The sequence below is a fragment of the Streptomyces sp. D2-8 genome (genome assembly GCF_023184515.1).
Lineage (GTDB): Bacteria > Actinomycetota > Actinomycetes > Streptomycetales > Streptomycetaceae > Streptomyces.
Genome location: NZ_JAAHBP010000003.1, coordinates 931,519 through 954,545, shown reverse-complemented (window position 1 = coordinate 954,545; position 23,027 = coordinate 931,519). Strand labels below are relative to the sequence as shown.

19 protein-coding genes and 3 pseudogenes are annotated in these 23,027 nt (G+C 71.3%); 11 read left to right on the top strand and 11 right to left on the bottom strand.

What is annotated here, in order from left to right:
* Positions 1-61: 61 nt before the first annotated feature.
* The 3 genes and pseudogenes from G3I77_RS10720 to G3I77_RS41155 all read left to right on the top strand — a co-directional run.
* A pseudogene (locus G3I77_RS10720) lies at positions 62-329 on the top strand (hypothetical protein); the annotation flags it as partial.
* Between the two features lie 284 nt (positions 330-613).
* Positions 614-2,503, top strand: a complete 1,890-nt coding sequence (locus tag G3I77_RS10715; RefSeq protein ID WP_248502511.1) for an ATP-binding cassette domain-containing protein — start codon at positions 614-616, stop codon at positions 2,501-2,503.
* A gap of 57 nt (positions 2,504-2,560) precedes the next feature.
* Positions 2,561-2,881, top strand: a pseudogene (locus G3I77_RS41155) (acetoacetate decarboxylase family protein); the annotation flags it as partial.
* Between the two features lie 273 nt (positions 2,882-3,154).
* Here G3I77_RS41155 and G3I77_RS10710 read toward each other — a convergent pair.
* A complete protein-coding gene (locus G3I77_RS10710) occupies positions 3,155-3,343 on the bottom strand; it encodes a CstA-like transporter-associated (seleno)protein (protein ID WP_248502509.1) in 189 nt (62 codons plus the stop codon).
* On the bottom strand, positions 3,340-5,493 hold the full coding sequence (locus G3I77_RS10705; RefSeq protein ID WP_248502507.1) for a carbon starvation CstA family protein: 2,154 nt from the start codon (positions 5,491-5,493) through the stop codon (positions 3,340-3,342). The genes G3I77_RS10710 and G3I77_RS10705 overlap by 4 nt, the downstream gene beginning before the upstream one ends.
* A gap of 226 nt (positions 5,494-5,719) precedes the next feature.
* Here G3I77_RS10705 and G3I77_RS10700 point away from each other — a divergent pair, with 226 nt between their 5' ends.
* From G3I77_RS10700 to G3I77_RS10690, 3 genes are read left to right on the top strand one after another with little or no spacing between them, the layout of a single operon-like run.
* Positions 5,720-7,261, top strand: coding sequence for a sodium:solute symporter (locus G3I77_RS10700; RefSeq protein WP_248502505.1), 1,542 nt, complete (start codon positions 5,720-5,722; stop codon positions 7,259-7,261).
* Between the two features lie 20 nt (positions 7,262-7,281).
* Positions 7,282-7,824 (top strand): SigE family RNA polymerase sigma factor, encoded by a 543-nt coding sequence (locus G3I77_RS10695; RefSeq protein ID WP_248502501.1) that lies wholly within the window; start codon positions 7,282-7,284, stop codon positions 7,822-7,824.
* A complete protein-coding gene (locus G3I77_RS10690; RefSeq protein WP_248502499.1) occupies positions 7,821-8,111 on the top strand; it encodes a hypothetical protein in 291 nt (96 codons plus the stop codon). Before G3I77_RS10695 ends, G3I77_RS10690 begins: the two co-directional genes overlap by 4 nt.
* Here G3I77_RS10690 and G3I77_RS10685 read toward each other — a convergent pair.
* Positions 8,075-8,695, bottom strand: a complete 621-nt coding sequence (locus G3I77_RS10685; RefSeq protein WP_248502497.1) for a dihydrofolate reductase family protein — start codon at positions 8,693-8,695, stop codon at positions 8,075-8,077. The genes G3I77_RS10690 and G3I77_RS10685 overlap by 37 nt on opposite strands.
* A gap of 133 nt (positions 8,696-8,828) precedes the next feature.
* On the opposite strand from G3I77_RS10685, the gene G3I77_RS10680 reads away from it, so the two are divergent.
* Positions 8,829-9,488: a 1,4-alpha-glucan branching protein gene (locus G3I77_RS10680; protein WP_248502495.1), complete on the top strand. Its 660-nt coding sequence runs from the start codon at positions 8,829-8,831 to the stop codon at positions 9,486-9,488.
* A gap of 12 nt (positions 9,489-9,500) precedes the next feature.
* Here G3I77_RS10680 and G3I77_RS10675 read toward each other — a convergent pair whose 3' ends face one another.
* A complete protein-coding gene (locus G3I77_RS10675) occupies positions 9,501-10,445 on the bottom strand; it encodes a helix-turn-helix domain-containing protein (protein WP_248502494.1) in 945 nt (314 codons plus the stop codon).
* Positions 10,446-10,546: 101 nt separating this feature from the next.
* On the opposite strand from G3I77_RS10675, the gene G3I77_RS10670 reads away from it, so the two are divergent.
* Positions 10,547-11,578, top strand: coding sequence for a trans-acting enoyl reductase family protein (locus G3I77_RS10670; protein ID WP_248502493.1), 1,032 nt, complete (start codon positions 10,547-10,549; stop codon positions 11,576-11,578).
* A gap of 240 nt (positions 11,579-11,818) precedes the next feature.
* Here the strand turns inward: G3I77_RS10670 and G3I77_RS10665 are convergent, their stop codons facing one another.
* The 4 genes from G3I77_RS10665 to G3I77_RS10650 form a co-directional block, all read right to left on the bottom strand.
* Complete coding sequence (locus G3I77_RS10665; RefSeq protein WP_374385377.1) at positions 11,819-12,529, bottom strand: GNAT family N-acetyltransferase; 711 nt, start codon at positions 12,527-12,529, stop codon at positions 11,819-11,821.
* Positions 12,530-12,605: 76 nt separating this feature from the next.
* Positions 12,606-13,493, bottom strand: coding sequence for a GDSL-type esterase/lipase family protein (locus tag G3I77_RS10660; RefSeq protein ID WP_248502492.1), 888 nt, complete (start codon positions 13,491-13,493; stop codon positions 12,606-12,608).
* Positions 13,494-13,514: 21 nt separating this feature from the next.
* On the bottom strand, positions 13,515-14,591 hold the full coding sequence (locus G3I77_RS10655; protein ID WP_248502491.1) for a rhamnogalacturonan acetylesterase: 1,077 nt from the start codon (positions 14,589-14,591) through the stop codon (positions 13,515-13,517).
* Between the two features lie 81 nt (positions 14,592-14,672).
* The gene (locus G3I77_RS10650) at positions 14,673-15,413 is read right to left on the bottom strand and encodes a glycosyl hydrolase 53 family protein (protein ID WP_248502490.1); all 741 of its coding nucleotides are present in this window, start codon (positions 15,411-15,413) and stop codon (positions 14,673-14,675) included.
* A 398-nt stretch (positions 15,414-15,811) separates the two neighbouring features.
* Between G3I77_RS10650 and G3I77_RS10645 the strand changes: the two genes are divergently transcribed.
* From G3I77_RS10645 to G3I77_RS10635, 3 genes and pseudogenes are all read left to right on the top strand, one after another.
* Positions 15,812-17,752 carry a rhamnogalacturonan lyase gene (locus tag G3I77_RS10645; protein WP_248502489.1) on the top strand — a complete coding sequence of 647 codons (1,941 nt, stop codon included), beginning with the start codon at positions 15,812-15,814 and terminating at the stop codon, positions 17,750-17,752.
* 145 nt (positions 17,753-17,897) lie between these two features.
* A pseudogene (locus G3I77_RS10640) lies at positions 17,898-18,926 on the top strand (MMPL family transporter); the annotation flags it as partial.
* Positions 18,927-19,188: 262 nt separating this feature from the next.
* Complete coding sequence (locus G3I77_RS10635) at positions 19,189-19,437, top strand: hypothetical protein (protein ID WP_248502487.1); 249 nt, start codon at positions 19,189-19,191, stop codon at positions 19,435-19,437.
* 26 nt (positions 19,438-19,463) lie between these two features.
* Here G3I77_RS10635 and G3I77_RS10630 read toward each other — a convergent pair whose 3' ends face one another.
* From G3I77_RS10630 to G3I77_RS10620, 3 genes are read right to left on the bottom strand one after another with little or no spacing between them, the layout of a single operon-like run.
* Entirely contained in the window at positions 19,464-21,197 is a 1,734-nt protein-coding gene (locus G3I77_RS10630; protein ID WP_248502485.1) for an amylo-alpha-1,6-glucosidase, read from the bottom strand.
* A gap of 34 nt (positions 21,198-21,231) precedes the next feature.
* Positions 21,232-22,047: a carbohydrate ABC transporter permease gene (locus tag G3I77_RS10625; protein WP_248502481.1), complete on the bottom strand. Its 816-nt coding sequence runs from the start codon at positions 22,045-22,047 to the stop codon at positions 21,232-21,234.
* Positions 22,044-23,027, bottom strand: a complete 984-nt coding sequence (locus G3I77_RS10620; RefSeq protein ID WP_248502479.1) for a carbohydrate ABC transporter permease — start codon at positions 23,025-23,027, stop codon at positions 22,044-22,046. The genes G3I77_RS10625 and G3I77_RS10620 overlap by 4 nt, the downstream gene beginning before the upstream one ends.

Sequence of the window (23,027 nt, the reverse complement as noted above, 5' to 3'; positions counted from 1 at the left end):
GCTGGTGAGACCTTATCGATCTACCGCCCGAGGGCGGAAGAGAGGACTGTGACATGGCCCCGCCGGACTACTGCTGACCTCGGCCCACGGCGAGACACTGCGCAGCGCCGGAGCCCGTGTGATGTACGGGGCGTCGATGCTGTACGCCCTCACCACGGTGCCGGCGTGGAAGCCGGGCGGCGGCTCGCCCCGGCCTGTCCGGCACGCGTCGGGTTTTCCTCGTCCTCGCCTCGGCCCAGGTCGTACTCGGCATCGCACATGCCCCGTCGCTCCATCTCCCCCTGGGTGTCCTGACGTTCGGCCTGAGCCCGCTGGCGCCGGCCCGACGCCGAGGTCCGGCACGGGGCCCGCCGCGATGCCGCGCGAAGGCGGGGGACGACCTGATGGTCACCACTCCGAAATCCCATCCACCACAGGCGTTTCGAGCCTCCGCGATTCGGCCAACCCCGCGCTCCCGGGATCGGCCCCCAGCAGCGAGCCGCCCCGGTCGACCCCTTGCGCGGCAAGGGCCTCAGCGCGTCCGGAATCGAGCGCGTTCGATTCGGGTGCCACGTCGTTAGGCCGTGCACCGCCGAGCCGTCCAGGCGCGGCACGAACCCGAGGAGGGACCCAGGTGACGGTGACCGACACCTCGACCGCTGACGAGAACACTCCGCCCCCTCCCCCACCCGCAACCCTCACGTTCGGCGGGAAGTACGGCAAGAACCCGCTGGCAGACGCCAGTTTCGGTGCGATGTGCCGCCGCCTGCCGTCGGTCCTCGGGCACACCGCGCGGATGGCGTGGGCCGTCGACAGGGCCGGCGTCGTACTGCTCCTCGTGTGCCAGCTCCTCACCGGCATCGCGGCGGCCGTCGTCCTCGCGTTCACCGCGCAGACCATGACGCACCTCCTCGGCAGCGGCACGGTTTCCGAACGCCTGCACGCTGCGCTGCCCGCCCTGATCGTGGTGACGGCGGCCGCGGCCGTCGGCCGGATCAGCAGCGCCGTGTCCTCCTACGCCGACGGCCGGATCACCCCGCTGCTGACGACCGAAGCCGACATCGCCCTGGTCGCCGCGGTGTGCCGGGTGGAGACCGCCGCCTACGGGGAGGACGGCTTCGCCGACCGCCAGGAAGCCGCCGAAGTCGGTGTCACCCGCACCCGGATGATGGTCCAGGACGCCCAGCGGTTCACGTCCGCGCTGATCCGCATGATCGCCGCGAGCGGCGTCATCACGGCACTGCACCCGCTGATGCTGCCCCTGCTGCTCCTGGCCGTCCTCCCGGCGGGCGCCGGAGCCGTCCTGTCCGCGCGTGTCGACTACGAGACGCACTACCTCAACGTCGGCGACCGCAACGTGCGTTCCATGATGCGCTGGTGGGCCACCTACTCCCGGTTCGGCGACGAGGTCCGCGCCAACGGCATGACCGGCTATCTCGTCTACTGGTACCGGGCCCTGTCCGACCGCATCGACCAGCGCACCCTCACCGCCGCCCCGCGTCTGCTGCGCATCGTGCTCGCCACCAGCGCCCTGGGCGGGGTCTTCCTGCTGTGCACCTGGGCCACCCTCGCCTGGCTGGCCGCCGGCGGCCGGGTCGCCCTGCCCGTCGCCGCCACGGCCGTCGTCGCCGTGCAGACCACCCTCGCGGCGCTCGGCCAGTTCGTCATTCACGGCGCTGCGATGTTCCACACCTCGCTCTATCTGGCCGACATGCGGGCCTTCCTCGACATGGCCGCCGAACGCGCCCCGCGGCGCGGTGAGCTGACCATCCCGGAACGCGTCGACGAGATCCGCCTCGACGAGGTCGTGTACCAGTACCCGGGCAAGGACGAACCGGCCGTCGCGGGGGTGTCGCTCACCCTCCGCCGGGGCGAGATCCTGGCGATCGTCGGCGAGAACGGCTCGGGCAAGTCCACCCTCGCCAAGCTCATCACCGGCATCCTCCTCGCCGACAAGGGACGCGTGCTGTGGGACGGCGTCGACCTCGCTCACGCCGACCCCGACGCCGTGTGGAAACGGACCGCGCTCGTACCGCAGAACTTCGCCTGCTGGCCCCTGCGCACCCGCGAGAACATCACTCTCGGGCAGCCGAAGACCTTCGACGACGGTCCCGTGTGGGACGTGGTCGACGCCGTCGGCATGCGCGAAGCGATCGAGAAGCTGCCCCGGCAACTCGACACCCTCCTCGCCAAGGAGCTGTGGGGTGGCGCCGAACTCTCCGGCGGGCAGTGGCAGCGCCTGGTGTGCGGACGCGCCCTGTACCGCCGGACGCCGCTTCTGATCCTGGACGAGCCGACGTCCCAGATGGACGCCCGCGGCGAGCACGCCATCTTCCTCGAGATCAAGAGGATCGCCGTCGAACGCATGACGATCGTCGTCACCCACCAACTGGAGAACACCCGCCTCGCCGACCGCGTCCTCGTCATGGACAAGGGCCGGGTCGTCGAGCAGGGGACGTACGAGGATCTCGTCGGCGCCGGCGGCCTGTTCGCCGAACTCGTCGCCCTGGCCAAGGACCGCTGACCCGCACCGGGCAGGGCCCGTGGCCGCGCGCCGCGGGCCCGCCCCGGAAGCGGCGCCATGGTCGTCTCGCTGTGGCGCATCCCGGTGGGCGACCTGCCGTCCTGGCCCCTGCCGCCCGGGGTCCGCCCCTGGGCCGTGCGGCGCCGCGCCACCCTGGTCACCTTCTGGGTCGACTACCGGCCCGGCGGCGTCCTCGCCTACCGCGCGTTCCTCATCGCCCCGGCCGTACGCCACGGACACCGTGCCGCCGCGAGCACCGTGGCCTCCTGGGTCGACGACGGCCAGGCTCTGGCCGGGGGCCGCGCTCTGTGGGGCATCCCGAATAGAGCAGGGCACGATCACGTTCCGCGCGGACAGCCGGAGCACCCGGGCCGAGTCGACCGGCGCCGGCACTCCGCCTGTCCCCGTCGCCTGCCAGGACGTGCTGCGGCTGCCCTTCCGGCTGCCGGCCCGCGCCCCTCTGATCCAGCAGTTGTCCGACGGTACGGAGTGCCGCGTCCCCATGCGGATCAGCGGGCGACCGACCCTGGGCCGCGGCCGCCTGACGACGGAGCCTCGGCTCAGCCGTATAGCTTCGCCGAGGGCCGCCCGGAACCACAGGCCGGCGCGGGCGGACTTGTTCCGTCGCACGCGCGGCCTCGCGGGAGCCGCTCAGCAGCAGCGGCTGTGGGTACGGGATTCCTGGTGCCGGGTGCGCAGCACCTGGTATTCGCGGCGGGTCGGCACCGGGGCGAGCGGGTGGTGGCGTCGGTGCCGCTCACAGTGACGGTCGTACGCGGCCTCCCCGGTCAGCTCGCGCAGGTACCAGCGCACGGCCCGCGCCCAGCGCCGGATCCTCACGAGCGGGCTCCGGCCAGGGGCTCGACGGAGCTGCCGGGGACGTCGATGCGGGACTCGACGTACGGGGCCTCGGTGGTCGGCAGCGGCGTCGCGGACCGTATCGCGCGCACGCAGACCACCGCCGCGTTGCCGATCACCACGGCGACCAGGAGCAGGAAGAGGGCGATGAGGACGCCGTCGACGGTGGAGTTGGTGACCACGGTGCGCATGTCGGCGGTCGTCTTGGCGGGGGCGAGGATCCGGCCGGCATCCAGGGCGTCGGCGTAGTGGGCCCGTTGGGCGAAGAAGCCGATCTTCGGATCGGCGGAGAAGAGCTTCTGCCAGCCGGCGGTGAAGGTGATCGCGGTGACCCAGGCCAGCGGTACGCCGGTGACCCAGGCCCAGCGCAGCCGGCCGGACTTGACCAGGACGGTGGTGCAGACGGCGAGGGCGATGGCGGCGAGCAGCTGGTTGGCGATGCCGAAGAGCGGGAAGAGCTGGTTGATTCCGCCGAGCGGGTCGGTGGCGCCGGTGTGGAGGAAGTAGCCCCAGGCGGCGACGACCAGGCCGCTGCACAGCCAGATGCCGGGCTTCCAGTTGACCCGGCCGAGCGGCTTGATGACGTTGCCGAGCATGTCCTGGAGCATGAAGCGGCCGACCCTGGTGCCGGCGTCCACCGTGGTCAGGATGAACAGCGCCTCGAACATGATCGCGAAGTGGTACCAGAAGGCCTTCATGGCCGCCCCGCCGAAGACTGTGGAGAAGATCTCCGCCATGCCGACCGCGAGGGTGGGGGCGCCGCCGGAGCGGGCGATCAGGGTCTGTTCCTCGACCGCCTTCGCGGCCTGGGTGAGCTGGTCGGGGGTGATGGAGAAGCCGAGACCGGCCACCGCGTGGGAGGCGGACTCGGCCGTCGCGCCGAGCAGACCCGCCGGCGCGTTCATCGCGTAGTACAGGCCCGGCTCCAGCGTCGCCGCGGCGATCAGCGCCATGATCGCGACGAACGACTCCATCAGCATGGCGCCGTAGCCGATCAGCCGGACCTGGGACTCCTTCTGGATCAGCTTCGGGGTCGTTCCGGAGGAGACCAGGGCGTGGAAGCCGGACAGGGCGCCGCAGGCGATCGTGATGAAGAGGAAGGGGAACAGCGACCCCGCGAAGACCGGGCCCGCTCCCGAGGTCGCGAAATCGCTCACCGCGTCCGCCCTGAGCACCGGCGCGGCCACGATCACCCCGACCGCGAGGAGCGCGATCGTGCCGATCTTCATGAAGGTGGAGAGGTAGTCGCGCGGCGCCAGCAGCATCCACACCGGCAGCACCGAGGCGACGAAGCCGTAGCCGATCAGGCAGAAGACGAGGGTGGTGGGGCTGAGGGTGAACGTGCCGGCCAGGGAGGAGTTCTGCACCCAGCCGCCGCCGACGATCGCCAGGAGCAGCAGCGCCACGCCGATGAGGCTGGTCTCGACGACCCTGCCGGGGCGGACGCGGTGCATCCAGAAGCCCATGAAGAGGGCGATGGGGATGGTCATCGCGACGGAGAACGTGCCCCACGGGGAGTGGGCCAGAGCGTTCACGACCACCAGGGCGAGCACGCCGAGCAGGATGATCATGATGGCGAACACCGCGACCAGGGCGGCCGCCCCGCCCGCCCGGCCGATCTCGTCGCGGGCCATCTGGCCCAGCGACTTGCCGTCCCGGCGCATCGACAGGAACAGCACCACCATGTCCTGCACCGCCCCGGCGAAGATCACCCCCGCCACGATCCACAGCGTGCCCGGCAGATAGCCCATCTGCGCGGCGAGCACCGGTCCCACCAGGGGTCCGGCGCCGGCGATCGCGGCGAAGTGGTGGCCGAGCAGCACCCGGCGGTCGGTCGGCTGGAAGTCGACGCCGTCCTCCAGGCGCTCGGCGGGCGTGGCCCGGCGGTCGTCCGGCCGGAGCACCCGGCGGGCGATGAACCGGGCGTAGAAGCGGTAGGCGATGGCGTACGAGCCGAGTGCGGCGATCACCAGCCAGACCGCGGAGATCCGCTCGCCCCGGGCCAGGGCGAGCACGCCCCAGGCAACGGCACCGAGCAGGGAGACAGCGGTCCACAGCAGGGCGGATCGAGGTGACAAACGCGACTTTCTGGGCGTTGGCAGGCCGGTTTCGGACAGGGCGGACGTAGGCATGGCGGCTCCTCGGCAGGGCGGTGCGGGGCACCTCGTGACACGAGGTGCCTGGGGGCCAGCGAACGGCGGCTCTCCCCCTCGCTGTCGGTCTGTGCAAGAGTTGCCCACCCCCCGGATCCGGTTGACAGCGAATGTCCAGAGGATTTCCCGCCGGTTCCGTGTCCTCCGATCGGGGCCGCCGCGCAACTCCCCCGTGAGGGTTCAGGCACACCAAGGACGGTGACCCATGGCCGACGGCACCATGACCGTGACGTTCCTCGCCGTGATCGGCGGAGCGTCGCTGCTGGCGGTCACCGCACGGCGCCTGCACCCCAGTGACCGGCTGCCGTCCCTCGAAGGCTGGGCACTGGCCGACCGCAGTCTCGGCCCGGTGTGGACCTGGTTCCTGCTGGGCGGCACGATCTTCACCGCGTACACCTTCACCGCCGTGCCGGGTCTGGCGTACGGCAACGGCGCGGCGGCCTTCTTCGCCGTCCCCTACACGGTGATCGTCTGCCCCCTCGCCTTCCTGCTGCTCAGCCGTCTGTGGACCGTGGCCCGCGCCCACGGCTATGTCACCGTCGCCGACTTCGTCCGCGGGCGGTACGGGTCGCCGCCGCTCGCGCTGGTCGTCGCGCTGACCGGGATCCTCGCGACCATGCCCTACCTGGCGCTCCAGTTGCTCGGCATACGCGCCGTTCTGACGGCCGGCGGGGTGTATCCGCGCGGTGTGGCCGGGGACCTGGTGATGGTGGCGCTGTTCGCGGGTCTGGCCGTGGCCACGTACCGGCACGGGCTGCGGGCGCCCACGGTCATCTCGGCGCTCAAGGCGGTGGCCGTCTTCGTGTCGCTCACCGCGGTCACCTGGCTGGTCCTGGAGCGGCTCGGCGGGCCGGGCGCCGTCTTCGACGGAGCGGCCCGGCGGCTCGGCGGCTCGGCGCTGGCACTGACCCCGGCCCAGCAGCCCGCCTACGCCACCCTCGCGCTCGGCTCCGCGCTCGCCCTGCTGATGTACCCGCACGTCCTGACGGCGGGGTTCGCCGCCGACGGGCCGCGCACCCTGCGCAAGGTCTCGGTGGCGCTGCCCGCCTGGACGGGACTGCTCGCGCTCTTCGGCGTCCTCGGCTTCGCGGCGCTCGCGGCCGGGGTGCGGGCGCCCGAGGGCGGGGCCGAGGCGGCCGTGCCGATGCTGGTCGACCGGTTGATGCCGGCGCCGCTGGCCGGGCTGGTGTTCGGGGCGATCACCGTCGGGGCGCTGGTCCCGGCGGCGGTGATGTCGATCGCGGCCGCCACCAGCTTCGTCCGCAACGTGTACGTCGAGTACGTCCACCCGACGGCCACGCCCAAACGGCAGGTCCGCATCGCCAAGGCCGTCTCGCTCATCGCGAAGGCCGGGGCGGTCGCGTTCGTCTTCGGGCTGCGCGACCAGGACGCGATCAACCTCCAGTTGCTCGGCGGGGTCTGGATCCTGCAGATCTTCCCGGCCGTCGCCGTAGGCCTGTTCACCGGGCGGCTGCATCCGCGGGCGCTGCTCGCCGGGTGGGGCGTGGGCATGGTGGCCGGGACCCTCCTGGTCGTGCGCGAGGGGTTCTCGTCCATCGTGGGCCTGGGTTTCGGGCCGCTCCAGGTCTACGCCGGCCTGGCCGCGCTCGTGCTCAACCTGGTCGTCGCGGTGGCCGGCACCGCCGTACTCGAACGTCTCGGCGTCCCGCGCGGCGCCGACCTGACCCACCTGCCGTCCCGCCTGACCGTCAGGCGGCGTCCGGAGACGGGAGCGAATCAGCAGTGAGACACAGACACCCGATACCGGTGCCGGAGCCCGACGTCGAGGCGCCGGCGCCCGCTCCGGCCGACCCGGCGGAGCTGGAGCGCGAGGCCGGACTCGCGGGGCTCTTCGAGCTGCACTACGCCTCGATGCTGCGCCTGGCCGTGCTGCTGGGCGCGGACGACCCGGAGAACGTGGTGGCCGAGGCGTACTACCAGATCTACCGGAAGTGGCGGCGCCTCAGGGACACCGAGGCGGCGGAGGCGTATCTGCGTTCCACGGTGTGCAATCTGACCCGGATGCGGATCCGCCATCTGCAGGTCGCCCGCAAGCACGTGGAGAACCCGCCCGAGGAGACGGTCGTATCCGCCGAGAGCGCGGCGCTGCTCCGCGACGACCAGCGCGTCCTGATCGACGCGCTGCAGCAACTGCCGGCCCGGCAGCGCGAGGCGCTCGTGCTGCGGCACTGGCTCGGACTGAAGGAGGGTGAGATCGCCGCCGCGATGGGCATCTCCTCCGGTTCGGTGAAGACGCACACCGCACGCGGCCTCGCCGCACTGACCCAGGCGATGGAGGCCCGGCGATGAACCACACCGACCCGGACCGCACGGAGCGGGAGCTGACCGAGGCCCTGGCCGCCCTCGCCGACGGGGTGCGGGCCGCGCCGGACGCCTACCGCACGGCACGCGGCGAGTGGCTGCGCCGCGAGCGCCGTCGCCGGCTCGTCCTCGCCGTGCTCATCACCGTCGTGTTCGCCCTGGCCACGCTGATCGGTCTGTGGGTGCTGAACGAGGCGCCGTCGCATCCGGGGGTGATCTTCTCGGGCCTCCCGGGCCCTCAGGTCAGCACGCGGTACGTCACGTGGGTGACCTGACTCGCTGCCCGTGACGTCACCTGCTCCAGCTTGAGCGGCGGAACGCCCTCGAACAGCCGCGTGCCGGCGCCGAGCGTGAACGGCACGATGTGCAGCCGCACCTCGTCGATCAGGCCGGCCGTGAGGTACTGGTTGATGGTGGTCGCGCCGCCGAGGACGGTGACGTCGCCGTCGCCGGCCGCCGTGCGTGCCCGGGCCAGGGCCGGCGCGATGCCGTCGGTGACGAAGTAGTACGTGGTGCCGCCGTCCATCGGCTGCGGTTCGCGAGCGTGGTGGGTGAGCACGAACACCGGCGCGTGGAACGGCGGATCGCCACCCCACCAGCCATTCCACTGCCGGTCCCACGCGCCCCGCACCGGGCCGAACATGTTGCGCCCCATGATGAACGCCCCGGCTGTGTTCAGCCGGTCGATCTCGGCCCGGTTCTCGTCGGGTGTGTCGAACATCCAGGCGTGCAGTCCGGCGCCCGAGCCGTCGCCGCCGTCGTCTCCGAACGGGCGCTCCTCCGTCTGGTCGGCCCCGGCCGAGTACCCGTCGGCCGAGATCGTGATGTCGCAGACCACCCTGCCCGCCGGCTTGGTCATGGACCTCTCCTCCGTGTGGCGTTCGGAATCAGAAACTACGCGCACGAACTCCCGCCTGCGAGAGCTCCGCCGGGCGCCACGCGGATGCGAAAGTGTGATCGCCCGTACGACTCCTTGGAAGGGGACCTTCGGCATGGCCGTCATCCACCACACCACCCTCAAGCCGACCAAGCTGGAACTGCTCACTTCCTGGCTGCCCTCCCGCCCGTGGTACCGCGGCGGCACGGGCGGACCGCGGTTGGCGAAGGCGGGCGGCTTCCGGCTCGACGATCCGCAGGGCGAGGTGGGGATCGAGTTCATGGTGGTCACCGACGCCTCCGGCCCCCGGCCGGCCGCGTACCTGGTGCCTCTCACCTACCGCGGTGCCCCGCTCGAAGGGGCGGAGCAGGCCCTCGTCGGCACGATGGAGCACGGTGTGCTGGGGCGGCGCTGGGCGTACGACGGCTGCCACGACGCCGTGCTGGTAGCCCAGTTGGCGGCCTTGGTCGAAGGGCGGGCGCGGGCCCAGGACCAGAACATCAGCGATGTCCCTGATCAGGAGGTCATCGTCTCCCGCACCGGTGAAGGCGCCCTCGCCGCGGAGTTCACCGCCACCGACGACCGGGAGGGCACCGCGCTGACCACGCCGCGGGGCACCACCCTCCGCCTGCACCGGGCCCTGGAGCCCGTCCTGGACGGGCCGTTCCTCCCTCCGCGGGGAGCGATCGGCCACGTCGCCGGCTCCTGGGAGACACCGGACGGTACCCGCGTCCAGGGGGCTTTCGCCGTAGTGCACGGCGGCGGCCGGGCCTGACGTCCTCCGGGATCAGCGAGTCCGTGAGCGGAACGTCCTGCGGTACGTGTCCGGGGGCACGCCGACCGTGCGGTTGAAGTGGCGGCGCAGCGTCGTGGCGGTCCCCATGCCGGTGGCCGCCGCGATGGTGTCGACGCCGTCGTCGGTCTTCTCGAGCAGTTCCTGGGCGTGCCGGATGCGCTGGGTCAGCAACCACCGCAGAGGGGTCGTACCGGTCACGGCTCTGAAGTGCCGGCCCAGGTGACGAGAGCTCATTCCGGCCCGGCGGGCCAGGTCCTCCACGGTCAGCGGCTGGTCGAGCCGCTCGATGATCCAGGGGAACAGGGCGGCGAGCGGGTGGTCGTCCCGGTCGGGCACCGGGGCGGTGACGAACTGGGCCTGTCCGCCTGCCCGGTGCGGGGGTACGACCAGGCGGCGGGCGACGGCGTTGGCGACCGACGAGCCCAGGTCGAGGCGGACGAGGTGCAGGCACAGGTCCAGCGCGGCGGCCTTGCCGGCGGAGGTGAGCACGCTGCCGTTGTCCACGTAGAGCACGTCCGGGTCGACCTCCACCAGGGGGTGACGGGAGGCCAGTTCCGCCGTATGCGCCCAGTGCGTGGTGGCGCGCAGCCCGTCGAGAAGCCCCGCCGCGGCCAGTACGAACGCGCCCGTGCACAGGGAGACCACCCGCGCGCCCGCCTCGTGGGCCTCGCGCACCGCGTCGACCAGGCCTGCGGGCGGGTCCTCGTCGACGTCGGCCCAGCCGGGGACGATCACGGTGCCGGCGTGCCGGAGCCGGTCGAGCCCGGCGTCGGGTTCCAGCCGGAACCGGCCGATGCGCACGGCGGCCGGGCCGCAGACGGTGAGGTCGTACCAGGGTCCCGTCACCCCGGCCGGGGCGGCTGCGAACACTTCGTGTGCCAGGGACAGTTCGAAGTGCAGCATCCCGTCGGTGGCGGCCAGCGCGACAGTGGTCATGTCCGTAATTGTATGGGGCATGTCGTTCCGGACACTCACGGTCGGGTGCTCATCGCCGTCAGGATGGCCGCAGTTGATCGTTCGAGCACAGGGGAGAGCTCATGGGACCGGGTCAGACGGTGACGGTGTTCGGCGCGTACGGGCACACCGGGCGGTTCATGGTGGCGGAGCTGCTGGGGCGCGGGTTCGTCCCGGTCCTCTCGGGACGCGACGAGGTGAAGCTGAAGGCGCTGGCGGCGTCGTATCCCGGGCTGGAGGTCCGGCCGGCGTCGGTCGACGATCCGGACGCGCTCGACCGCGCACTGGCCGGGGCGGCGGCGGCGGTCAACTGCGCCGGGCCGTTCGCCACGACGGCCGCTCCGGTGATCGAGGCGGCTCTGCGCGCCGGTGTCCCGTATGTCGATGTGGCGGCCGAGATCGAGGCGAACGCGGACACGTTCGCCCACTTCGCGGACCGCGCCCGCGCCGCGGGAGCGGTGATCGTCCCGGCGATGGCCTTCTTCGGGGGCCTCGGTGACCTGCTGGCCACCGCGGCGATGGGCGACTGGACCGGGGCCGACGAGGCGCACGTCGCGTACGCGCTGAGCGGTTGGCAGCCCACGGACGGGACACGGGCCGCGGGCGCGGTCTCCCGGCAGCGGCGGGGCGGTGCGCGTGTCGTGTACCGGAACGGGCGGCTGGACTACCGCCGGGACGAGGCGACGACCCTCCAGTGGCCCTTCCCCGAGCCGCTGGGCTCCCGGGCGGTCATCGGGGAGTTCACGATGGCCGACGTCGTCACCATCCCCAGCCACCTGCCCGTCCCCGACGTCCGCACCTACATGACGGCCGAGGCCGCCCGGGACGTGTCGGCCCCCGGCACGCCGGCGCCGGCCGCCGTCGATGAGCACGGGCGGTCCGCCCAGACCTTCCTCGTCGACGTCGTCATGCGTTCCGGCGGCGCCGAACGGCGCGCCGTGGCGAGGGGGCAGGACATCTACGCCGTCACGGCGCCGCTCGCGGTGGAGGCGGTCCACCGCATCCTCACCGGGCAGACCAGGGCGGTCGGTGTCGTCTCCGCCGGCGAGATCTTCGACGCGGCCGACTTCCTCCGCGCGCTGTCCTCGCACGTCTCGGTGGAACTGCCTCAGTAGGGGCCGGGAGCGGTCATCAGCGTCCGCGTCCAGCCGGTGGTGCGCCGCATGACCGGCGTCGATGTACGCAGGCGCCGGAGGGATCCGTGCCGGCCGTCATGGTCAGCAGGTGACGCACGGACGTCTGCCGGGACTCCTCGGGGACCATCGCGCAAGGCAACTCGCCGATCGTTCGCACGCAAGCGCCTTACGGGACCGGCGCCACCGTCCGGGGCTCGCGGTGACTGCGGACCCGACGCGTCACGGGGTACGGAAACCGCGGAACGTCACGTGCTTGCGAGTCTCGAAGCCGAGCCGTTCGTAGAGCGCGAGCGCGCCGCTGTTCTCCTCGGCCACGTGCAGGAAGGGGCGTTCGCCGCGCGCCACGACGCGTGCGATGAGCGCGTGCAGCAAGCGGACGGCGTGGCCTCGGCCGCGTGCCTCGGGGGCGGTGCAGACGGCGCTGATCTCGGTCCATCCGGGAGGCCTCAGCCGCTCCCCCACCATCGCCACCAGCGTGCCGCTTTCGCGGATGCCGAGATACGCGCCGAGTTCGTGCGTGCGGGGCCAGAACGGCCCCGGGCGGGTCCGCTCGATGAGGTCGAGCATCTCGGGCACGCTCTCCGCGCCGAGGTCGACAACGCCGGAGTCGAATGCGGCACCGGACGGATCCGGGCCGCCGTGGCCGGCCCAGATCATCTGCCGGCCTTCCAGGACGAAGACCGGCTCCCAGTCCGGCGGCGGCACGGCCGGGCAGCTGAACATGTCGGCGAACTCGCCCGGCCCCAGCAGCTTGGCCAGGTCGGCCCATGCCTCCCCGCCCGGCTCGGCGGGCACCGCGGAGAAGGTCGCGACCCCGGGCACGTAGGTGACCGCGTCACCGAGCCGGCGGGCGAGATGCGCGTGGTGCCCACGGAGCGACTCGCCCACCGGGTCGTCGAGTACGTCGGCTTCGCGGAGCCCCGTCATCATGCTGCGCCTTCCTGCCCTGGGCCTTCTCCGGTACCGACAGCCATGCTAGTCAGACCCCCAGGGCGGGATGCCGGCGCTACCTGAGGTGGGCGGCGAGCGGGAGGTTCTGCTTGCGCACGTCCCCGGCGACGAGTCCGGCGATCCGCTGCGCGCCGTACGTCTCGAAGTGGGTGCGGTCGTTGCAGAAGAAGGCGCCCACGGGGCCCGAGCCGAAGTCGCCGTTGTGCGGGCAGAAGCGCAGGCCGTTGTAGAGCGACACGCTCAGCGACTGCAGGTCGACGACCGGCGCCCTGGTGGCGGTCCCGACGGCGAAGGTCTCGTTCACGAAGCCGCGGTTCTTCGTCGCCGTGCTTCCGGAACAGGTGATGGCGGCCACCGGAGTGAGGAGCACCGGGTGTGCTCCCCGGGCCAGGGCGGCCTGCACCATCGTGGCCATCAACTGCCGGTAGCGCGCGGGGCCGACGTGCCGGGGGCAGGTCGAGGAGGAGTCGTTGATGCCGAACTGGATGAACAGGTAGTCGCCCGCCTTCATCCCCGTACTCGCGTTCAGCATCGCCTGCCAGCGTGAGGAGTACGTGCTGGAGGTGAGGCGGCACTCGCCGTCCGAGCCCTTGGTTCCGCTGACGTTCCCTTCGTACAGCCAGGTCTGGATGCTGCGGCCTCCCACGGCCTGGTTCCTGACGGTCACATCGGCGTTGAACAGGGCGTCGAACTGGCTGCCCCAGCCGACCGGGCAGCGGGCGGAGCCCGGGTTGGCCATGGTGGAGTCGCCGGCCAGCCACACGGTGACCGGTGCGGCCGCCGCTCGCGCGGCCGGGGCCTTGGCGCCGGAGGCGCCGGCGCAGTTCGCCGCGGTGCCGGCAGCCGCTGGGGCGGCGCTGTCAGCCGCTGAGCCGGTGCCGACGCCGAGACTCGACAACGCGATCACCAGCGCGGTCGTCACGAGTGTCCGGAGGTTCTTCATCGTGTGTCCCCCTTGGGTCGGTCAGCGCAGGTGGGCGGCCAGGGGCAGGTTCTGCTCCCGGATGCTCTGGAGCAGCAGGCCGCCCATCTGGGTCGCGCCGTACTGCGAGAAGTGGGTGTTGTCCGTGACGCCGTCGACGGAGGAGCGGAGGAAGAGCTGTGCGGAGGCGGACGGTCCGAGGGACTCGACCAGTGCCTTGCTCCGGGCGGTCAGGTCGATCACCGGGACCCGCTGTGCCGCACCGACGGCGCGCATCTCCACGGGCAGGTTCACGCCGACGCCGTTGACGTGGAGTGCCGTGGAGTTGAGCCGGTTGCCGTTGAACTGCCGGCGGACCGGTGGCGTCACCAGGACCGGAACACCGCCCTTGGCGCGGATCCGCGAGATCATGGTGGTGAGGTTGTTCCGGTAGGCGGACGCGCTGGTCTGCTTGTCGTTGTGGCCGAACTGGATGAAGACGGGGTCGTTCGCCCTGAGCTTCGGCAGCAGCGCGGGCAGGAGCGCCGAGTTGTTGAGGAAGCTTCCGGAACTCTCCCCGGAATCGCCGTAGTTGGCGATGGCCGCGCCGGGACGTACCGCGGTCGTGATCATCTGCCCCCAGCCGGTGTACGGGGCGGTCGGCTGGTCGCACACGGTCGAGTCGCCGGCCAGGTAGGCGACCAGCGGCTGCGCCGCCGGCTTCACCGAGACGGCGGAGACCTGGGGGGCGGCGCCCGTGAAACCGAGGTCCAGACCGGGGTTCCCGGTGCCGCCCTGGCCGGTCGGCTGCCCCTCCGGTTGACGCACGTTGACGGTGAACGAGTACGTGGCGACGGCTCCGGCCGCCGTCCTCGTCGCCGGGAGCATCAAGCGCCGGGCCTCCGCCCACAGTTCGGTCTGTCCGGCGGAGGCACCGCCGATGGAGACCGTCACGTCGTAGTTGCCCGGCGCGACAGCGTAGCGACAGGTGATCGGCGAGGTGCCGGAGCAGCCGGCCGGCAGCGCCTGCGGTGCGGCGGCGGCGCTGTGGGTCATGCCCGGGCCGGCCAGAGCCGCCAGGGTCAGCAGGCCCGCCACTCCCAGCTGGGCGCCGCGCCTACCGCGGCACCTTGATGCCATGCTCATTACAATCATGGGTCCGTCCTTCATCACGGGGATGTACGGGGTGGAGGTGTACGCGTCGAGGGGGAGGCTCACGGCTCAGCCCTGCGTGAAGCCGTCCATGATGACGGTGGGGCGCTTGCTGGAGGAGTCCCAGGCGCCCGTGGTGTAGCCGGTGAACGGGGACATGCACTCCGGCTCCCAGTAGAAGATGCCCTGCCCGCCGTTGACCTTCAGCGCCTTGGTGTAGGCGACCAGGGAAGCCCGGGTGGAGGAGGCTCTGTCCACCCGGCCGCCGAACTCGCTCCGCAGGAACGGTTTTCCGTACTGCGTGGAGATCTTCTTCATGTTCCCCACGATCCCGGCCGCGAGGTCGGCGCTGCCATAGGAGGAGAACACCGACATGTCCCACTTGCCGCCGTTCGCGGCGAAGCGGCTGAAGAACGTCGTCATCACGTCGTACTTCTGCGGCTGGGCCACGTGGATGCACACCGTCGAGTTCGGCGAGACCGTCTTGACCTGGGTGTAGGCCGCGTTGAGCAGACCGGTCATCCGCCCCGGGTGGGAGACGCTGCCGACGGGGCGGCAGATCCCGCTGTTGATCTCGTTGCCGATCTGCACCCAGGTGGGGAGTACGTCATTGCTCTTCATGACGGTCATCGTCTGGTTCACGTAGCCGCTCATCGCGGTGAGCATCTGGCTGTAGCCCATGTTCCGCCAGGCGGCGGGCGGGTTCTGCACACCGACGGGGTTCCAGATGGCACCGGCGGTCGCGGTGGTGGCCTTGAGCAGTGTCCGGCGGGCGATCCGAGTCGAAGCGGGAGCAGGGGTCGGGGACATGGTCGCTCCTCCCTGCCCACCGGCCGCGCGTGAGCGGGCGCGGCCGGCGGACAGCGGCTTGTGGGGGGTGAGTTTCGGGGACCGGGGTGATCCGCCGGACTGATGGGAGCGTTCACAACCTGTCCGATGGACACGAGACGCTCCGTCCTCGAAGGGGGAGGGTTACAGGTTCGGGGATCCACGAACCACCGTGCTCAGCACCTGAGTTCACGGCCGGTCGACCAGTTCGACTGCCTTCGACCACAGTTGCCCCGTGAGGCGCATCACGCAGTGTTCAAGGCTCTCGACCTCACTGTCAATCCATAGGTACGGAGAAACCTACGGATCCGAACAGGGGCGAACAGCAGACTGGACAGAATCCTTGACGAGGCATCAGCTCGTTCTTACGCTCCCTCCTCATGGGAGCGTTCCCATACCCCCACGCCCCGGAGGTCACCGTGACCGACTCGCACCGGCGTCCCCGCACCGCGCCACGACCGTGGCGATCACCCCACCGTCCAGGCAGCCGGTTCGTCGGCTGTGTCTCCGCCGCCGCACTGGCCGTCTCCGCACTCGTCGCACTGCCACAGACCGCGCACGCGGCGACCGCCCGGCAGGTCGAGAAGCTCGACCGCGGACTGACCAGCGTGCACACCGGCAGCGGAAACCTGGTGTCATGGCGGTGGCTGGCGACCGATCCGAACGACGTGTCGTTCAACGTCTACCGCGGCGGCACCAGACTCAACTCCTCGCCCGTCACCGCCTCGACGAACTACCTCGACGCGGGCGGCGCGGCCTCGGCCGACTACACGGTGCACGCGGTGGTCAACGGCACCGAACAGGCGGCGTCGGCGCCCGCCGTCCAGTTCCGCACGGGCTACAAGGACGTGCCGATCTCCCCGCCCGCGGGCGGCACCGCCCCGGGCAACTCGGCCTACACCTACGACGCCAACGACGCCTCGGTCGGCGACCTCGACGGAGACGGCGCCCTGGACCTCGTCCTGAAGTGGCAGCCCACCAACGCCAAGGACAACTCCCAGTCCGGCTACACCGGCAACACCATCGTCGACGGCATCAAGCTCGACGGCACCCGGCTGTGGCGTATCGACCTGGGCCGCAACATCCGCTCCGGCGCCCACTACACGCAGTTCCAGGTCTACGACTACGACGGCGACGGCAAGGCCGAGGTCGCCATGAAGACCGCCGACGGCACCCGCGACGGCACCGGCGCGGTCATCGGCAGCTCCTCCGCCGACCACCGCAACTCCAGCGGCTACGTCCTGTCCGGTCCCGAGTACCTGACGATGTTCAACGGCCAGACCGGTAAGGCGATGCAGAGCGTCGACTACGTCCCGGGCCGCGGCAACGTCTCCTCCTGGGGCGACAACTACGGCAACCGCGTCGACCGCTTCCTCGCCGGCACCGCCTACCTCGACGGCGCCCGCCCCTCCCTGATCATGGCGCGTGGCTACTACACCCGCACGGTGATCGCCGCCTGGGACTGGCGGAACGGCACCTTCACCCGCCGCTGGACCTTCGACACCAACTCCTCCACCAACAGCGGCAAGGGCTACGACGGCCAGGGCAACCACAGCCTGTCCGTCGCCGACGTCGACGCCGACGGCAAGGACGAGATCGTCTACGGCGCGATGACCGTCGACGACAACGGCAACGGCCTGTGGACCACCAGGCTGGGCCACGGCGACGCCGGCCACGTCGGCGACCTCAACCCGTCCCGTCCGGGCCTGGAGTACTTCAAGGTCTCGGAGGACTCCAGCAAGCCCGGCTCCTGGATGGCCGACGCCCGCACGGGTGCGAGGCTGTGGCAGACGGCGTCGGGCTCCGACAACGGACGTGGCGTCGCCGCCGACGTCTATGCCGGCAGCGCGGGCGCGGAGGCGTGGTCCGCCGCCGACACCACCCTGCGCTCGGCCACCGGCGCCTCCCTGGGCCGGGAGCCCTCCAGCATCAACTTCCTGTCCTGGTGGGACGGCGACCCCGTCCGCGAGCTCCTCGACGGCACCCGCATCGACAAGTACGGCACCTCCGGCGACACCCGCCTGCTCACCGGCTCCGGCGTCGCCTCCAACAACGGCACCAAGTCCACGCCGGTCCTGTCCGGCGACATCCTCGGCGACTGGCGCGAGGAGGTCGTCTGGCGCACCGGCGACAACCGGGCGCTGAGGATCTACTCGACCCCGCACCAGACCAACACCAAGATCACCACGCTGCTCCACGACACCCAGTACCGCACGGCCCTGGCCTGGCAGAACACCGCCTACAACCAGCCCCCGCACCCGAGCTTCTTCATCGGCAACGCCATGCCGACGGCACCCCGGCCGACGGTCTACACACCCTGACCCGCCCTGAGCCGCGGACACTTGCCTCTACTGCGATCGCAGTAGAGGCAAGTGTCCGCGAACGGCCAACGACGAGAGACCTGCGGAGTGCGGGCGTGGCGGTACGCCGGGATTCCGGCCCGTGCTCCTCTGGAAAGGCTCGTCGATGTCCCCTCTCGCCCGCTGGTGCCACCGGCACCGGCTCGCTGTCGTCCTGGCCTGGGTGGGCCTGCTGATCGCCCTGGGCGGGGCGGTCGGCGCGGCCGGCAGCAGCTTCGGCAACAGCCCGCTGTCACAGGACACCGACTCGGCCAGGGCGACGGCGCTGCTGCAGAAGGGCGCGAACAGCGCGGCCGGCAAGAGCGGCCGGGTCGTCTGGCAGGTGGGCGACGGCAAGGTCACCGACGGTGCGGCCGAGCGGGCGATGACCGGAGCCCTGGAGCGCATCGCCGACGCGCCGGGCGTCACCTCGGTGACCGACCCCTACACGCCCGCCGGCCGGGCCCAGGTCAGCGAGGACGGCAGGACGGCCTACGCCACGGTCGCGTTCGACGACGGTGCCGACGACGCCCGGATCGACCACGTGAAGGACCTCGCGACGGCTCCGGAGTCGGGGAGTCTGCACATCGCGCTCAACGGGCAGGCGTTCACCGTCAATCCCGAGCCGAACGCGGTCGCCGACGCCATGGGCATCGTCCTGGCCTTCATCGTGCTGCTGTTCGTCTTCCGGGCGGTCTGGGTGGCGGCGCTGCCCATCATCACGGCCATCGCCGGCGTCGGCACCTCCGCGGTCGCGGTGATGCTGCTCAGCCATGCCGTCACGCTCTCCGACACGACACTGACCCTCGGTTCGCTGATCGGTCTGGGCGTGGGCATCGACTACGCGCTGTTCATCGTCAACCGGCACCGCGCCAACCTGATGGCGGGCATGAGCGTGGCCGAGTCGACGGCCAAGGCCCTCAACACCTCCGGCCGGACCGTGGTGTTCGCCGGGCTGACCGTCGTCGTCGCGCTGCTGGGCATGCTCACCTTGAACGTCGGCATCATCAACGGCATGGCGATCGGCGCGGCGATCACCGTCGTGCTGACGGTGCTGGCCGCCATCACCCTGCTGCCGGCACTGCTCGGCATGATCGGGACGAGGATCCTCGGCCGCGCCGGGCGTCGCGCCCCGGCCGGACACGGAGCGGCGACGGCGGACGGCACGGGGATGTGGGGCCGTTGGGCCGAGCGAGTCCAGGCGCGGCCCAAGGCGCTGGGTCTGATCGGTCTCGTGGTGCTCGCGGCGCTCGCCCTGCCGACGCTCTCCCTGCGTCTGGGCGCGTCCGACGACGGCAACCTGCCCACGTCCTCGACGAACCGTCAGGCCTACGACAGGATCGCGGACGGGTTCGGACCGGGCTTCAACGGCCCGCTACCAGCAGCCCGAGTTGGATATCGTCGGCTACTTTCCCGCGGTGGAGCCCGCCACCCTCACCGCCGTCGACGCGGCATCGGCGCGCATCCTGGCCGACGGGATGACGGGCCCCGATCCGGTGTTCCTGAGCACCCTCAAGGCCGGCCGCGACGCCTTCACGACACGCCACCCGAAGGTCACCGCCGACGCCGACGGCGCACGCATCCTGCGCAGCGTCCTGATGAAGCCGGAGTCCGAGGACCACGTGCACCGCCTCCACGACCAGGTCGTGCGTCTCGCCCGGTCGTGACCGCTGCCGCCGGGACGCACGTCCGGTCAGTCGTCGGCTCGGTGCGCATGCGCCTCCGCGAGGAGGAGGTAGCTGCTGGCGGTCCAGGTGTAGGCACGGTCGCGCAGGCCCGTTCCGGTGAGGGCGTCGAAGTTCTCGGCGAAGCCGTGGGTTTCGCACAGGGCGCGGAAGCGGGTGCTGATGTCGTCCGCCAGGCGGTGGTGGCCGGCGCGGCGCAGGCCGTCCTCGATGAGGACGGTGGCGGGGGCCCAGATGGGGCCGCGCCAGTAGCCGTCGTCGAGGTAGTGGGGCGAGGTGGGCAGTTCGGTGGCGAGACCGTACGGGGTCAGGTGGGCCTTGATGTGGTCGGCCAGGGCGCCGCCGACGTGGCCGGGCAGATGCTCGCCGAGCACGATGGGCATCAGGTCGAGGAGACTGGCGCTGCTCCAGGTGTCACCCGTGCCGACTCCCCGGGCGACGAACCGGTCGTCCCTCCAGAGCTGGTCCAGCAACGCCGCCTGGGTCTCCTCGGCGGCTCGGGTCCATCGGCCGGCCTCGTCCGGTCGGTCCAAGTCCGTCGCGAGATCGGCGAGTTCGCGGAGCTGGAGGATGAGGAAGGCGGACAGGTCGGCCGTCTCGACCACCCGCTCGGGGTCGAAGGTGGTGGCGTTGTCCCAGCCGCTGTCGTTGCCGTGCTGGTAGTGGGGGAAGGCGGCGCCGGGGGTGCGCCGGGCGGTGAGCCAGAAGTTCGTCCAGCGTTCCAGCCGTCGGTACGCCTCGGCCAGCTCGGCCCGGCCGGGAGGCGTCGGCAGGCGGCGGCGCAGATGGCCGAAGGCCCAGCCGTGGATGGGCGGTTTGACGAAGTTGTAGAGGACCTCGGAGTGGGTCACCGAGTCCGGCAGAGCGCCGCCGCCGTCCTGATGGTCGAAGGGCAGGGCGAACTGGTCCCGGGCCAGTTCCGGGCATCCGGGCGCCAGGGCAAGGGCGTTGAAGCAGTGGTCCCAGCTCCACACCTTGTCCATCCAGTGCTTGGACATCAGCACCGCGGGCCGGGTGACCAGACCGGTGGGGTTCACGGTGGCCGACCAGACGACGTAGGCGGCCAGTTCGGCGGCCGGGGTGGCGGACGAGCGCCAGGGCGCAACAGCGTCCACGAACTCCCCGAAGGAGCGTTGCGCGGATGCCACGATCGCGTCGAAGGCCGCCGCGGACGTGTACGGCGGGCGAGCGGCGTCGAGTTCCTCGATCGCGATCTCCCAGGTCCCACCCGCCTCCGCGACCGTGGTGAGAGCGCGCTCGGCACTGCCCAGCGACTGGGCACCGGCGGTGCCGGCGGTGCCGGACAGCACCGTGACGCGGTACCGGCGTCCCGTCTCGTAGGACGTGAACACGTGGGCGCCGGCGGCGGCGTCGTGGAAGAGGTACGTGCCGCTGAACGGCGTCAGGACCTGCGCGGCCGCCCGTACGGCGATCCCGAGGCCGCTCCCCCGCAGACGCACGGTGTCCGGCGACTCGTAGGCGAGGTCGACGCGCCCGGCCGCGCCGGTCCAGCTGAGCAGGCCCGGTCTCGCCTCCACGCGGGTCTCGGCCCGGTCGCCCGTCACCGGGTCCAGGGGCATCAGGCGCAGGACGGCGTGCATGCCGTTCTGGTGGGAGACGAGATGGAGATCCTCGGCGTGCGTCTTCTCCGCCACCACGGGCGAGATGCCGAACCAGGATCCGTGGGTGCTGAAGGGGATGTCCTGGACGGAGAAGGCCGGGCCGGAGCGGTCGGCGGTCATGAAGTGTCACTCGTTTCTCGAGCAGGGGGAGGGTTCAGTCCTTGACCGCGCCGGCCGTCACGCCGGCGGCGACGTAGCGCTGGGCCAGGACGAGGATGACCGCGGCGGGCAGCGAGGCCACGACGGCGGTGGCCATGATGGCGTTCCACTCCTGGTTGTTGTTGCCGATGTAGTGGTAGATGCCGAGGGTGATCGGCTCGTGGGCCCCGCCGTTGACGAGGGTGCTGGCGAAGACGAAGTCGGACCAGGACCACAGGAACGCGAAGAGCGAGACGGTGACGACGGCGTTGCGACTCATCGGCAGGACGATCGACCAGAAGGTGCGCAAGGGGCCGGCTCCGTCCGTCCTGGCGGCCTGGAGCAGTTCGCCGGGGATGCCGGACATGAAGGCGGTGAAGATGAGCACCGCGAACGGGACGGCCAGGGTGGAGTCGGCGACGATCAGGCCGGGGACGGACTGGAGCAGGCCGAGCTGGAGGTAGATGGCGTAGAAACCCATCGCCATGATGATGCCGGGGATCATCTGCGCGGCGAGGAGGAGGAAGCTCAGCACTCCCCCGCCGCGCGGGCGCAGTTTGGCCAGGGCGTAGCCGGCGGGGGCGGACAGGGCCACGGTGAGGACGACGGTGCCCAGGCCGATGAGCAGGCTGGTGCCGAGGTAGGGCAACTGCTCGTCGAGGACGGTGCGGTAGCCGGCCAGGGTGCCGTGGACGGGGAACAGGTCGGGCGGGGACTTGCGCATGTCCTGGTCGGGGGTGAGGGACACGTTCAGCATCCAGTAGACCGGGAAGAGCATGATCGCGGTCAGCAGGACGCCGACGGTCGTCTTTCCCCAGGTGCGTCGCCTCATGAGAACGCCTGCTTTCGCTGGACCCTCATGTAGACCAGACCGAACACCAGGGCGGCCACCACCAGCAGGTTGCCGACGGCCGCGCCCGGGCCGAAGGCGGGCAGCAGGTTGCCGAAGCCGAGCTGGTAGGACCAGGTGGCGAAGGTCGTGGACGAGTCCGCAGGGCCGCCCTTGGTCATGATCCAGATGATGTCGAAGACCTTGAGTGTGTAGACCAGCCCGAGGAGCAGGGTGATCGCGGAGACCGGGCGCAGCAGCGGGAAGGTGATGCTCCAGAAGCGGCGCCAGGCCCCCGCTCCGTCGAGGGCGGCCGCCTCGTACAGGCCGGAGGGAATGGACTGCAGGCCGCTGTAGAGCACGACCAGGTTGAACGGGACGCCGATCCAGATGTTCGCGATGATCACCGAGGTGAGCGACCAGGACGGTGACGTCAGCCAGTTGACGGGCTCGAGACCGACGGCGTGCAGCGCCGCGTTGACGATGCCGGAGTCGCTGTTGAGCATCCACGACCAGGTCGACGCCGACACGATCAGCGGCAGCAGCCAGGGGACGAGGAACAGGGCCCGCAGGGTCGCCGAGAGCCGGAAGTGCTGGTTGAAGAAGACCGCGAGGGCCAGGCCGATGGCGTACTGGAAGGCCAGGCACACGGCGGTGAACAGCACGGTGTGGAGCAGGGCCGGGGCGAAGACCGGATCGTCGAAGACCTTCTGGTAGTTCTGCAGGCCCGTGAACGGCGCGTCGCCCTGGACGAAGGAGCGCACGGTGTAGTTGCGCAGGCTCAGGTCGAGGTTGCGGTAGAGCGGATAGGCGTAGAAGAGGGCGAGGTAGAGGGCCACCGGGGTGAGGAAGGCCCAGGCGGCCCACTGCGGGGAGGCGGGCCGGCCGCGTTTCGTGGTGCGAGGCGGGGGCGGGGCGGCGTGGGCCGCCCCGTTCCGGACCCGCGCGGACCGGTGGTCCGGCGGATGGACCGTCTGCTTCAT